This is a genomic window from Streptomyces camponoticapitis, assembly GCF_014646115.1.
Lineage (GTDB): Bacteria > Actinomycetota > Actinomycetes > Streptomycetales > Streptomycetaceae > Streptomyces > Streptomyces camponoticapitis.
This window is the reverse complement of record NZ_BMMV01000021.1, coordinates 66,569-80,030: the sequence shown is the minus strand read 5'-3', so window position 1 is coordinate 80,030 and position 13,462 is coordinate 66,569. Positions and strand designations below refer to the sequence as shown.

12 protein-coding genes are annotated in these 13,462 nt (G+C 67.4%); 8 read left to right on the top strand and 4 right to left on the bottom strand.

The genetic code is table 11. From position 1 onward, the window contains the following. Positions 1-2: 2 nt before the first annotated feature. Positions 3-1,502, top strand: a complete 1,500-nt coding sequence (locus IEY79_RS27350) for a hypothetical protein (RefSeq protein ID WP_189110285.1) — start codon at positions 3-5, stop codon at positions 1,500-1,502. A gap of 41 nt (positions 1,503-1,543) precedes the next feature. Here IEY79_RS27350 and IEY79_RS27345 read toward each other — a convergent pair whose 3' ends face one another. The 4 genes from IEY79_RS27345 to istB form a co-directional block, all read right to left on the bottom strand. Further along, entirely contained in the window at positions 1,544-2,092 is a 549-nt protein-coding gene (locus IEY79_RS27345) for a hypothetical protein (protein WP_189110284.1), read from the bottom strand. Positions 2,093-2,272: 180 nt separating this feature from the next. Further along, on the bottom strand, positions 2,273-3,400 hold the full coding sequence (locus IEY79_RS27340; RefSeq protein WP_229701171.1) for a macro domain-containing protein: 1,128 nt from the start codon (positions 3,398-3,400) through the stop codon (positions 2,273-2,275). A gap of 266 nt (positions 3,401-3,666) precedes the next feature. Next, positions 3,667-4,491: a S1 RNA-binding domain-containing protein gene (locus tag IEY79_RS27335; RefSeq protein WP_229701170.1), complete on the bottom strand. Its 825-nt coding sequence runs from the start codon at positions 4,489-4,491 to the stop codon at positions 3,667-3,669. Between the two features lie 53 nt (positions 4,492-4,544). Beyond that, a complete protein-coding gene (gene istB, locus IEY79_RS27330; RefSeq protein WP_229701169.1) occupies positions 4,545-5,918 on the bottom strand; it encodes an IS21-like element helper ATPase IstB in 1,374 nt (457 codons plus the stop codon). A gap of 655 nt (positions 5,919-6,573) precedes the next feature. Here istB and IEY79_RS27325 point away from each other — a divergent pair. From IEY79_RS27325 to IEY79_RS27295, 7 genes are all read left to right on the top strand, one after another. Beyond that, the gene (locus IEY79_RS27325) at positions 6,574-7,851 is read left to right on the top strand and encodes a serine hydrolase domain-containing protein (RefSeq protein ID WP_189110283.1); all 1,278 of its coding nucleotides are present in this window, start codon (positions 6,574-6,576) and stop codon (positions 7,849-7,851) included. Positions 7,852-8,114: 263 nt separating this feature from the next. Continuing rightward, a complete protein-coding gene (locus IEY79_RS27320) occupies positions 8,115-9,464 on the top strand; it encodes a hypothetical protein (RefSeq protein WP_229701168.1) in 1,350 nt (449 codons plus the stop codon). A 255-nt stretch (positions 9,465-9,719) separates the two neighbouring features. Then, on the top strand, positions 9,720-10,127 hold the full coding sequence (locus tag IEY79_RS27315) for a hypothetical protein (protein ID WP_189110282.1): 408 nt from the start codon (positions 9,720-9,722) through the stop codon (positions 10,125-10,127). Positions 10,128-10,173: 46 nt separating this feature from the next. Then, on the top strand, positions 10,174-10,374 hold the full coding sequence (locus tag IEY79_RS27310) for a hypothetical protein (RefSeq protein ID WP_229701184.1): 201 nt from the start codon (positions 10,174-10,176) through the stop codon (positions 10,372-10,374). 447 nt (positions 10,375-10,821) lie between these two features. Next, entirely contained in the window at positions 10,822-11,637 is an 816-nt protein-coding gene (locus IEY79_RS27305; protein ID WP_189110281.1) for a polymorphic toxin-type HINT domain-containing protein, read from the top strand. 75 nt (positions 11,638-11,712) lie between these two features. Then, positions 11,713-12,120 carry a hypothetical protein gene (locus IEY79_RS27300; protein ID WP_189110280.1) on the top strand — a complete coding sequence of 136 codons (408 nt, stop codon included), beginning with the start codon at positions 11,713-11,715 and terminating at the stop codon, positions 12,118-12,120. A 464-nt stretch (positions 12,121-12,584) separates the two neighbouring features. Further along, positions 12,585-13,460, top strand: coding sequence for a Dyp-type peroxidase (locus IEY79_RS27295; RefSeq protein ID WP_189110279.1), 876 nt, complete (start codon positions 12,585-12,587; stop codon positions 13,458-13,460). Positions 13,461-13,462: the final 2 nt, after the last annotated feature.

The window sequence follows — 13,462 nt, the reverse complement described above, 5'->3', positions numbered from 1 at the left end:
TCATGCGTCACGTCATAGGCGGCACAGGCCGTCGGTACTCCGTCGAAGACACCGAGTTGAACAGCGGCGGACAGGCCAAGCTCTACCGCTGCCGTGACGACAAGGGCCTGATACGTGTCTACAAGCAGTACCTGAGGCCACTGCACGACACCGGCGACATCGCCCAGCTGGTGCGCGTCCAGCGCATGGGCCACGGCATCGTGGCCCATGCGGAGGGCGCACGCTCGCTGGGCGGGACGGCGCCCTCCTCGGTGAACTGGCCCATCGACCTCATCCGTCCCGGACACGAAGTCGACGGCGTCGTCCTGCCTCTGATCCCGGCTGACTTCATGCGTGACGGCAAGCGCCCCCGGACGCTCGACTTCCTGTCGCTCGCCCGGGCGAACCCGCCGCGGGCAGCGGTGCGGGTGGGGGTGCTGGTCCGGGTCTGCGACATCTTCGCCTACCTCGAATCCGAGCGGCTGCTGCACGGCGATGTCTCCGCGAAGAACGTGGTCTGGCGGCCGTCACCGCCGCACGCGTACCTGATCGACAGCGACGGGATGCGCTCCTTCTCACCCGCGCCGACGAAGGGTGTCTGCACCCCCGGGTGGGAGGACCCTCGCCTCCAGGCCAAGGCCCTCGCCGCCCACGACCGGTACAGCGACCGTTACGCGCTGGCGTTGGCCCTGTACAAGTGCCTCTTCCTCAACCCCGGTGGTCCGTGTTTCGTCAACGGGTCCTGGTCCGGAGTCTCCGGCATTCCGCGCGCTCTCGACCCGCGGCTGCGGAGATTGTTCGCCCGCGCGCTCGACGAACCGCTCGCCACGGTCGAACGGCCCACAGCGGTGGAGTGGCGGCAGGTCCTGACGTCGGTCTTCCTGGACAGCGGCAACAACTACCGGCGCGCGCCACTGGACGTGCTGGAGGCTCACGCCAAGCAGTACCGGGACGCGCACGCCCGGCAGGGCAGGGCAGCGGGCACTGCCACCGCGGGCCGTGCGCCCGCGCTCGTGGCCGCCGCCCGGCCGGCACCCGCACCCACGTCGGCACCCGCACCGGCACCCCGGGTGCCGGCGCGGGCCCGCACAACGCGGAAGCCCGCCCGGCGGCTCCTCGGGGTACTGGCGTTCCTGGCACTGGCCGCCGCGGCACTCGCCGTCCAGCACGAACTCGACGGGCGGTCCCCGGCGCAGCAGCCGAGCGCCGGCACCCCGTGCCCGGCGGAGATCGCGGCGCGCATCCCCGACGGCAGCGGCGCGGTCATGCTCAACCACTACGTCACCGACCTCCACGACATCACCTTGTGCCGTGCGGCGGACAACACCGTGTACTACCACGGAGGACTGCTGGACCGTCCGGACGCGGGCACCATCACCATCCCGGCCACCGAGACGAGCACCGGCTACCGGGCGCCCACAGGTGACTATCTCTACGAGATCGACGGATCACGGGTCCTGGTCACGCTGCCGTCGGGGACGACGAAGTCCTACCGTCTGACAGACGTGACCGATCAGGGCTGAGGTATCGGGGCCGAGACGACCCCGCCCGCGCGCCGGGCCGCTCAGTCGGCCAGGTCCGCCCTCAACCCGGCGCGCAGCTCGCCGAGTTCACTCCAGAGCCCCGCGATGTGGAGTTTGACGTCGTCGACGGTCTCACCCGTGCGGGCCATGCCGTGGTTGATCCGCATCAGCACACCGTAGATGGCGTTCAGCGACCGGTTCGTCGAGCGCACGCTCTCCAGCAGCGGTTCGGGCAGGGTCAGCTGAAGTTGGGAATAGCAGTCACGGTAGGCAGCCCTGGTCTCCTCCAGGTCCGCCGACGCACCGACGCCGGTCTCGGCCCCGGCCCCCCGGCCCAGCGCGTGCGCATGGTCGGAGAGCGCCGTCAGATACTGACGTGCGGAGGTGTTGAGCGCCGCGTACTCGGACCGGCGGGCCCCGAGAAGCTCCTGGCGCTCCTGAAGGCACCGTTCCTCCAACTGCCGCCGTCCCGCCTCGCGCCGTTCCTCCCGGCGGGAGCGGTCGATCCGGCTCTGCGTGAGCAGAGCGGTCACGGTCGTCATCGCGGCTCCGACCACCGTCACCAGAAGTGCCGTCGCCGTCGCGTCCACACTGCCTCCCGCATCCGCACGGTTGTCTCCCCTGCCGGGCGCCGGGCGCCCGCGCGCGCGTGATGCGCACTCTCCTTCATTCAAGCCCGTCGGTCCGTCCGGCGCCGGACGGAAGCCGGCTGCTTTCCGGGCCGGTGCGGGGCAGTTCCGGGGCGGCGCGCAGTATCCGGACCGCCAGGCTCAGCCGGCTACGGCCGGGCGGTGATCCGTGAGTGCATCGAGCACGACGCGCGCCACGTCCGGCCGCCGGATCGCCATATGCACGTCCCAGAAGGGCTGTTCCGCCAGAGCGGAACCGATGGCGGTGAGCATCGCACCCAGACTCGCCACCGGTTCCAGCCCGGCGCGGCCCGCACCCAGCAGGGGCAGGCACAGCGAGCGCAAGGGCGGATCGAAACCGTTCCGCTCCGCCGCCGCCTCCTCGAAGATCTGCCGGACCGCCTTGGTGACGACGGCGGGTGTCGTGTCGTAGCCGCCGTCCGTCCTGGGCAGCGCCACGGCGGCGTGATAGATCCTGCGGACGCCCTGGGAGGTGAGCTCTCCGGCCGAGGTCGCGGCCACGGTGCCGGGGGCGACAGGCAGACCGGGACAGCCGAACCGCACCAGCCAGTCGTGCAGTTCACGGGCCAGTACGTCGTCCAGGATCCCGCCCGCCTCGCTCTGCCGGGCCGCGGCGCGGCGCAGTGCGCCGGACGTGGTCGACCGGTAGGTCCGGGACATCTCCAGGTAGGTGTTCTCGGACGATACGAGGATGTCGACGCCGGTAACGAATTCGATCGGGGTCGTGTGCAGCGTGATGTGCGCGGTCGTACCGGCCACAGCGACGGGCAGGGAGACCGGGCCGAGGGGCAGCGGCCGGGCGGAGGCGACCGACGCCGTATGTCCGGCGGATATCGCGTCGGGCGCGGGGGCGCGTGTCAGACACAGAGCCAGCACAGCTTCCGCCGTCTCCTCGATCACCACCTTCTCGTGATGCTTGCGGAACCGTTCGGTGCCCACCCGGAACGCGTCGGCCGCCCGGCGCCGTCGGTCCTGGGCCGCCCACTCCCTGGCCCCGTGCGCCAACCCGAAGGTGTACTGCGCGGCGATCTGCAGCGCGCCACCGCCCAGCGTCTCGACGGCGTCACGTAACAATGCCTCCACCGAGGCAGGCAGAATCTCACCGTCGTCGCCACCACTGTGTACGGCCGACGCCGCGTGCAGCGCCGGGAGTTCGAGCTTCCGCAGGCCCACGAGCCCATGGGCACGCACCATGCCCAACTCGGCGACGATTTCGGGCAGTGTGGCCGCGGTGGGAGAGAGAACCATGCGCTCAGCATGGTGCCGCCCGGCGCGCACCAGCAACCGGAATGGGCCGATGAATCCGAATGCGCCTGCTTTTTCGGAGAAGGGCCACGGAGAAGGGCCACGGAGGAGCGCCTGACGAGGTGTCGCACGGTGAACGCTATCGGCGCGACACGTTCAGAACGGTCGGAACGACACCCGCTCGGGCTCGGGCGCCCTCACCGCCGGCCCTCCAGACTATCGCCGAGAGCAACCCCAGACACCCGAACGTGAAGTGGCGGGACGCCAGTTCACCAGGTTCTGTTCGCACCGCCGGCTGGGCCCAGGCGCACCCGGTGACGCCGGAGGTCGACCTCGGCGACCTCCACTGGGATCAGCTCGCCTTCATCGACGAGCTGATCCGGGGTCTCGACCGGCTCGTCGGTCAGGTCTGAGAGGTGAAGGAATCCCACAACGTCGGAAGCGAGCCGCACGAACACACCGAAAGGCACGATCTTGGTGATCGGCCCGGTGAGGACCCGGCCGACCTGATCCGCGAAGCGAATGAGTGGATCCTCCCGCAGAGCCTTCAACGAAAGCGTGACCTGTCCGGTGCGCGTCTCGGCGACGATCACCTCGGCGGTGATCCGCCGGCCGGCTTCGACTGCCTCGGAAGGGTGATTGATCCACCCCCACGTCAGGTCCGGCACCCGGATGAAGCCGGTGCACAGGCCGTCCGGTTCGCCATCGACGTGAACGAAGACCCCGAAGTTGTGGACCCCGGAGACTGTCCCAGCGACGACCTGGCCTCGCTCAAACGCCAGTAGAAAGGACCGCAAGGCCGGTATCTCGCACGCCCTGGCGGAGAGGTGAAGCTGACCTTCGCGCCAACGCCCGATCTCCTCGGCATTGACCTCCTGGCCGACCTCGAACAGCTCCGACGGATGCTCCATCCGACGCATCGACGCCTCATGCCGAGGAATCCGACCGACCTCGGCATTCTCCCCTTCAGTATCTGTGGGCCGCACCAAGACGTCCGCTCCGTCGAACCCGATGACCTTCACCGTTCTCACAGCACCCGGCCGGAGTTGGTCGATCAAGAACTGCTTGCGAGGGTCAGGGGCCGGCTCGGACATGGAGGTGACCCTAGTCGGCGCCGACCGCACTGGCTCTCAACATCTAGCGGGCCCTAACGGACCGTCGGGGACGCGAAACCGAAGCTGCCGTGGTCGCGCATCCGGTAGTTGTCTCCCTCGATTCTGATGATCTCGGAATGGTGGACGAGGCGGTCGATTACGGCCGAGGCCACCGCGGTGTTGCCGAGGACAAGGTCCCACCCGCTGAGGGGCTTGTCGCTGGTGACGATCAGCGAGCCGCGTTCGTAGCGGTGCGCGACGAGACAGAAGAAGAGCTGGGCCTCTTCGGCCTGCAGGGGGAAGTAGCCCAGTGCGTCGACGATCAGCAGGGGGTATCGGTCCAGCCCTGCCAGTTCCTCGGTGAGGCGGCCTGCGGCCTTGGCCTCGGCGAGTCGGGCGGCCCATTCGGCAACGGTGGCGAACACCACCTGGTGGCCGGCCTGGCAGGCGCGCGTGCCGAAGGCGACGGCGAGGTGGGTCTTGCCGGTGCCGGGTGGACCGAGGAGGACCACGTTCTCCTTGGCGGTGATGAAGTCCAGCTTGCCGAGCATTGCCACGGCCTCCCGGTCAAGTGACCGGGGGTAGTTGTGGTCGAAGTCCTCCAGCGCCTTGGGGGCGGGGAAGCCTGCCGCCCGGATACGGGACTCGGCGCCCGAACCACCACACGACGCAGCCGAAGCCGAAGCCGACGTCACTGCCGGGGCGGAAGGCGCCGCCCGCCCTGCTGACGTGGCGTCGTCGTGCCACCCGGCGGACTGCTTCGGGATCAGGCGCAGGTTCCCTTCTCCGTGACTGTCCGCATGGCCACCGCACCCGTGACTGCTCTTCCGCGACTCCAGCATGGGTCCCGACATATACGCCAGAATCCCGGCGGACAGGATCAAGGCCATGTGGATCACGGTTCCCCACAGTAGCGCGTGCCGGGAGGTGTGGTGCACGTCGACGAACATCTGCAGCAGATGGACGGACGAAATGCCCACGATGGCGGTGGCCAGCTTGACCTTGAGCACGTTCGAGTTGACGTGCGAGAGCCATTCCGGCTGGTCCCGATGGCCCTGGAGGTTGATGCGCGAGACGAAGGTCTCGTAGCCGCCGACGATCGTCATGATCAGCAGATTGGCGATCATCACGACGTCGACCAGTTTGAGGACGGCGAGCATGACGTACGTCTCGTCGGCGTGACCGTTGATGACATGAACGATTAATTTCCACAGCTCGTTGAAGAACTTGTAGACATAGACTCCCTGCGCGGCGACCAGGCCGAAGTAGAGCGGGGCCTGGAGCCAGCGGGTGGCGAAGAGGGCGTATCCGAGCGCGGCGGGCGCGAAACTCGCGACCTCCTTCGGGTCGCGGAACGAGCCCCGCGCCGGAGCCAGGGACGAACAGCTGTGGTCGTTGGCGGGCGTGTCATGACTGGGCAACGGCATCTCCAAACCATCAGCTGGTTCGCGTAGTTGGCGGACGGCAACGGCTGGGCGAAAGGCCAGGTCCGGCGGTTGCAGCGTCGCCCCGTGGGGCGTCCGCGGTGACGTCGAACTGCTGCCGTAGCCGGCACCAGTGGTCGACATGCCCACGATGGTGACAGGGTCCCAACCAGCCCCACGAGGTCAACTTGCGGTCAGCGACGTGAGAAAACCCTTTCTCCCGGCCCCGACGCGACGTGCGGAGCGCAGGAAACCTGCACACGGGTGGACCGAGGAGCGTCCACCGTCTGCCCCGGTCCGGCGACGGAGCCCTGACTGTTTGCGGGCCATGTCCCATCGGGGATCGGGCCGGCGTGGCAGTGCATCAGCCGGCATTGAATGGATCGTCCTGCCGAGTCAGGGCGAACCGGTTGCCGCGCCGGCCGGTGAGGTCGTAGCCCCGGGCGCCGTTGCGGGAACACAGGAGTTCCCCAGGACGTCCCTCACCCGCTGTGGCTGGTAGGGGGCTAACCCCCTCCTGTGATGGGTGGCTGCCTCATGGTCCTTCCGGGGCGTCAGCGACAGAGTTCTCCTTGTCGGACAGCGACAGGGTGAGAAGCCGGACGGTTCTTCATCATCAGGCCCGTTGGGGCCGACCCTACGTTCGGGAGTTCACATCATGGGTGCACACACGTTGTCGACGCGCGGCGGTCTGCGAGCGGCACTGGCGTTGACGCTTGCCACGGCCATGACCGCGACAGTCGCGGCTACGGCCTCCGCCACCCCAACCGGCGCGGAGCGAGTTGGTCCGGGCGTCGACACGACGCCGCAGGCCAAGCAGCTGGCCGAGCTGTCCCAGCGGGCCGCGGACACCGGTTCCTTGGGTGTGATCGTGCGGGTCGACCAAGGCAAGGGTCCGACCGTGGAGATCGCCCGACAGTCCGCCTGGACCAGGGCCGACCACATACTCAAGGCCAATGACCAGTTCCGGGTGGCTTCCAACACCAAGACCATGACGGCCACCCTGATCCTGCAACTGGTCGCCGAGGGGAAGGTCGACCTCGCCGACCCGGTCGAGGACTGGCTGCCCGGCGTGGTCCCGGGTGGGCGGGCGATCACCATCAAGATGCTTCTCAACCACACCAGTGGCCTGGACGACTTCCTCCTCCACCCCGACTTCCTGCCCTCACTGCTCGGTCTGGACGAACGCCAGTGGACGCCCGAGCAACTGCTGGCTCTGACCACCGCCCAGACCGCCCCGGGTGAGCAGTGGTCCTACAGCAACGCCAACTACCAGGCACTCGCGCTGGTATTGGAGAAGGCCACCGGGCAACACCTCGGCGAACTCGTCGAACAGCGGATCACCCGGCCACTGGGCATGACGCACACGTACCTGGCCACCGACGCCGGCTGGCGACCCGGCCCCGGCCACGCGACCGGATACGAGCCCGACGCCGAGCACCTTGCCCCGATCCTGCCTCCCGGCACACCCGAGGGAATCGGGTTCGCCGGACCGGAGCGGAACGACCACGTCAACACCACCGACCTCGATGCGAGTTCCTGGACCGGCGCTGCCGGCGGCATGGTGTCCACCGCCCGGGACTGGGACCGCTTCCTGGGCGCCCTGATGTCGGGCAAACTGCTGCCTTCTGCCCAGATGAAGCAGATGCGTACCACCGTCGCGGAGGACCCGGCGGACCCGGAGGGCGACCGTTACGGACTGGGCCTGATGGAAGTACGCACCCCCTGCGGGACTGTGTGGGGCCACACCGGCGGCCTCCCCGGCTACTCCAGCGAGATCTACACCGACCGCACCGGCCGCCGCAGCGTTACCGTCCTCAACACCACCAACTTCGGCGTCCAACTGCCCGCAGCCGCGACCGCGAACAAGACCCTGGTCGACGCCGCAGCCTGCGCCATGCTCGGCAAGCCCCTCCCCACCGCGCCAACCCGCTGAGCAGCCCCTCCCACCCCTGCGACAGCCTCGCCACCACCGAGACCACGGATCCCGGGGGAACCGCAGGAGACTCTGGACAAGGAATGAACCGTCAGTCCCAAGAACTGGTTCCGACCGCGGATGGAGTGGGCCAGTTGGACGCCCGGGAACCGTTCCGCAGGATTCGGCGTGAGTCCTGACGTGCTGAGGACCGGTGGCGGGCGACTCAAGGGGGACCGGTGGGACCGGTGAGAGTTCGGATGCGGGCGATGGTGACTGTGGTGGTGTCGGTCTCTGTGGCCCTGGTCGGGTGTGGCCCGGAGAAACCGAAGGAGTACACGGGCGCGGAGCCATCGGAGGCGTCCGCGACCGCCGCCGCCCAGTTCGCGCCGCTGGTACGGCTCCACAAGAAGGAGTCGCTGCTGCCGATGGACGCGACGCGGTTCATCGAGCGGTCGGTGCTGCGCTTCGACCACGACGGCCTGTGCCGTGACGAGGAGCCGGTGGCCGATGCCGTCGACCCACGGCGGTTGGGTCTGCGCACCAGCGCCGAGCAGCGCTACCGGCACCAGGCTGTCGAGCCGGGCGAACCGTCGTCGCAGCCGCTGAGTTGCCCCGGGCACGCGGCCGACAAGGAGCGGGCCGCGACCGAAGTCGGCGCGGGCTTCTATCTCGACCCGCCCGAGGAGGTACGCAAGGGGGAGGGCCCCGGCGCTGCCGCCTACTGGGAGTATCACAAGCACAAGACCGACCCGGCGCGCTCGGCGTACGTGTACTGGTTCTTCTACGGCTACAACAAGCTGACCGTGGGCAACAGGCACGAAGGCGACTGGGAACGCGTCGCGGTCCAGCTGCGCGACGGCAAGCCGCAGGCCGTGACGTTCGCGAAACACGGCAGCGATCCGTGCCGCGTGAAGTGGGCGGATCTGAACCAGAGCGACGGGCATCCGACGGTGTACTCGGCGCTTGGTTCACACGGTTCCTACCCGACCGCCGGGTACCACCGGGTGTCCGTCACGTTCGACCGGACATCGGAGGGCGGCGCCGAGTGGCGCACGTGGGACAAGGTCCGCCCCGTCGAGGGTGAGCCCTGGTGGGGATACGGCGGGTGGTGGGGCGCGCAGGAACACGTGGACGGGTTCAACGGCCCGATGGGCCCGTACCCGAACCGTCAACTGCCCGGCATCTTCACTGACGAACCTTGCGGGGGCGCGGACAAGCCTCCGTCGGACCCGCCCGCCGGTGAGAAGCCTCCGGCGGACCCGCCTGGGGAGCAGCCCGCGCCCAGGACGAAGGAGGGGGCGATCCAGCGGTACGAGGAGTACCTCCATGCTGTGGGCCGCGAGGACATCGACACGGTCTGCGAAGTGGCCGGGCCCGCGGCGAAACAGGCCGAGGACCAGGGGTTCGGCCCGTGCACGGCGACCTTCCTGATCACGTTCCAGATGATCTCGCCCGCGCGGAAGAAGGCCCTGCGGACCGCGACGGTCGACCCGCAGCGCGTCGTCGAGCTGGCCCCCGACAGGTTCGAGATGCCGGCCGCGTCGATCAGGTCCTCCGAGACGTTCTCCGAGAGTGACCTGGGGGACAGCACCATGGGGTACATGAAGGACGAGTGGTACGTCGTCGACTGACGAGTTCTGTTCCGCGCCCGCAACTCGTGTAGCCCCATGAGCGTTCACGCCCTCCATCCGTTCCGAAACGTTGGAGGACTACGGCTGGACGAATCCCGTAGGCCCTGCGGCATGGACCTGTCGGCGTAGGCGATCCCGCTCTGGACGTGTGGCAAGACATCAAGACGCTTGCCCGCACTGACGCCCCGGTAGCGGAGAAGTTACTCGAACGGACTTCCGTGTACCGGGGCGTGCAAAGATTGGTGAATGGTGCGTGTGGGTGAGTTCTTCCTTGCCGGAGACGATGAGTCTGCGGTGCGGGTGGGCCCGCGTAAGAGTCACGATTTTGCTGCCGTGCCATGCGACGGCATCTATCCAGATGACGCGGTTCGGAGGTGGGAGAACCTGCTGACGGGCGCGGAGAGCCCGGTCCGGGACGTGGTGCCGATGGCCAACGACGGTTTCACCGTTTTCGCCGTTCCGGAGCCGCTGGTCACAGCTTTGGTCAGTGCACGCGCGGATCAACTCCGAGCCGCGGCCGCTGCGTGGGCTGAGTTCGACTCCGAGCCGGACGACAAGATCTCACTGGACGGCGCGGTGCACCTTCTTGAGGGGCTATCAGCCCTAGCCAGAAGTCGTGCGGCCAAAAGGCTGAGCCTGTACTGCTGGTACTTCGCGCCCTGACCTACTCGACCGGGCCATTGGCTGCAGTGATCGGCATGATGCGTGGGTGAGCATCACCATGAAGTTCTTGATGGCGCCGGACGACACGTCAGCAGGTCTGGCCCTCCGGACAGGGCCGGGACGGGCATTCGAGTCGCTCTTCTTCGGCCACTTCGATCCCGAAGAGGCCGTGGTCGAGTGGGAATACCGTCTGGCGGGCTGCGGCGCCAGGGAACTCGTCGAAGCCGGAGAGCCTCGCACGGTTTGAACGGGGTGCAGTCCGCCCGCTGACCTGGAGTGACGATCAGGGACAGTGGGCGGCAGCGGCCGTCCGCGCTCAGGTGGAGCTTGCTGGTGAACCCGCCCCGCGAGCGGCCCAAGCCCTCGCCTCCCTCACCACCTCGGCCAGGCGGGCTACGAGACTCTTCCTCCGCGTCTCGTCCTGGTGTTCCATCCCTTCGGCCCTTTTGAACCTGGGGCGGGAGGCGGGGTTGGTGCGGGCGTCGGCAGCATGCTGATGCGCGCGGACGATGGTGGAGGCGACCGAGATGTCCCAGTCAGTCTCACCTGCTGCATCGCCGCGGCCTGGACCTGCTGGAGCAGACGTTCCCTGGTGCCGTCGGCCGACCACAGGCGGTGGCGTTCGTAGACGGCCGGCCGCAAGGTCAGCTGGGGTCAGGTCGGCACCTCCGCGGCACTGGGCTGCCTGGGCGGCATGATCAAACTGCCGGGCTGCCGCAACAGCTTCACGGCGGACACCCCGGTCCTTCTGGCGGACGGCACCCGCAAACCGATCAAGGACATCCAGATCGGCGACCAGGTCCTCGCCACCGACCCGGAGACGGGCGAATCCGGACCCCGCCCGGTAACGGCGCTCACCAAGGGCACGGGCGACAAACAACTGGTCGACATAACCCTCGACACGGGTAGGACCAGCACGGTCACCGCCACCGACGGCCACCCCTTCTGGGTCCCCGCCCTCGGTCGCTGCATCGAAGCCGACAAACTCACCACCGGCCAATGGCTCCAGACCAGCACCGGCACCTGGACCCAAATCACCGCCGTCACTCACCACACCAAGTCAACGACCGTCTACAACCTCACCGTCAACGACCTCCACACATACCATGTGCTGGCGGGTGACACGCCGGTCCTGGTTCACAACTGTGGTGTATACGGAGAGCTCGACGAATATGGTCGGGCCACAGGGGTTTACGCGACACTTACCCGAGACAGTATCGGCGGCACTACCAACCCCAGCTTGAATCCGGTCGGATGGGTTGGCGGAATGGGCTACAACAGATCTCACCTCTGGGGCGCGCAGCTTGGTGGATCGAACAGTGACCGACGGAATTTTGTCACCATGCATCAGTATGCCAACCACCCGGTGATGCGTCGTATAGAGAACCAAGTTCGAACAGATCGTGCAGTATACTGTCACCCCCATTTATGCAGATCATGCAGGACTTGGTCCTGCGAACCCGTATCCACTTGGCGTGACCATTCGGGCCGATGGGTCAGGAGGACTTAACATCTTGCAGATAATTCTGAACAGGCCGAGATCATGAACGCTTTTGTCGAGCGATTGCGGACGAAGGAGGCTGTGATGTCAGACGAGTGGGGGTGGCTGAAGGATCAGCCGCCGTCCAGCCAAGTGCCTGAGCCTCTACGTGCCCCGACGGCCTCGCCTGCCCTCAACCTCGGCATACAGGTGATTGGCAGCAACATCGTTGGTAACGACGTGGTCGAACTCGCCGCTCAATACATGGCCGAGCATGCTCGGCTCGAACTATGGATTGGAGGTCACGAGCCGCCCTTGGGCTTTCGGCAACAGTTTGAGCGAGGTCGGGTCTCTTTTGAGGGAATGCTTGTGGCCTACGGGGCGTGGATCGCGTTCGAAACCGCCTACCAGGCCTCCGGGAGGAAGGTCGACCATGTGCACGACGAGCGGGAGAATCTGAAGATGGCCCTAAGCAGAGCCACTGATGCCCTCATGCGTGCCCGGATCGGATAACTGAGCGGGGCGGGGTTCTTTCCTGTCAGTTCATTCCTTGCGCTTCAACGATCGCATGGGACCTCACTCTGATTGGTCGTCCGATGGCCAAGTCAGAGGGCAGTCTGTCGGCAGGTGGGTAGGTCGTCGGCTTGGATGCGCTGAAGTCCGGCGGCAGATGCGGGTCGTACCTGCTTTGAAGTCGGGGGCTTCCTTTGAGGGCCGGGCAGTTCGCCGACATACGGGAAGCGGAGTGCTCGACGTTGGGTCGCGCACGATCGGGGGGACAGATCATGAGGACGGGATCGTCCGTCAGAACGAGCATTACCTGAGTGGGGAGGTGTTGTGAGGCGGAGGGCGTTGGCGGTTTCCGGGGCAGCGGTTGGGCTGGGGCTGGTAGGTACGGGTGTGGTTGTGATGCGCGGGGCAGGTGGAGGGTTGGAGACCGGAGGGCGCTTCGGTGCGGAAGCCGATACCGCTACGTCGTGGGGTTTGGGCTGGGAGCCTCGTTGTTCGAGGGCGCCGCAGTTCCCGGGCCTCGGCAGTTGAAGCTGATGCCCTCCTTCGCGGGCGACCTGCCCGATCCGATGCATTCACACGAGGACGTCCTCGTGCGGGTGACGGGTGAGGATGTCGTGGCGGTGCGAAACGCCGTGGCTGATGTCAAGGCCATTGCCCTGAAGGCCGGTTGGACGGTTCGTTGGGGGATTGACGGGTTCCGGTCGGAGAATCGCGTCGAGGGTGGCCGTGGGCTTGCCCGTAACCCCTTCCACTTCACGGAGGGGTTCGGGAATCCGGCGTCGGAGCGGGAGGTCGCCGACCGGGCCTTGGTGCGGGAGGGTCAGGGTGAGCCGGACTGGGCTGTTGGCGGGAGTTATCAGGTCGTGAGGGTTGTCCGGTTCGCGACGGAGCTGTGGGACAAGGATTCCGTGGGGGAGCAGGAGCGGATCATGGGCCGTCGGCGTGACGGGAAGTGGCTGGACGGGGCGCCCGTCGGTGAGGAGCCGAACTTCGCCGCCGACCCCAGGGGCCGGCAGACGCCACTCGACTCACACGTACGACTCGCCGCCCCCGACCGCCGCAACCCGCCCCTGCTCGTGCGCCGCAGTTACAGCTACGACCGGGGCAACGGCGATACCGGAATCATTTTCTTCTGCTTGCAGCGTGACTTGGCCAAAGGCTTCGAGGCGGTCCAGAAGCGCTTGGAGGGTGAGGCGTTGGCGAAGTACGTGCTGACCACCGGCGGTGGCTACTTTTCTTGTCCCCCCGCCCGGCGACGGCTGGATCGACGCCCTCAGCTAGAGGTCGTCCGCGAACGCGGATGGCACGGTGGTGCGTTACGACGACAGCAAGGGCTATAACG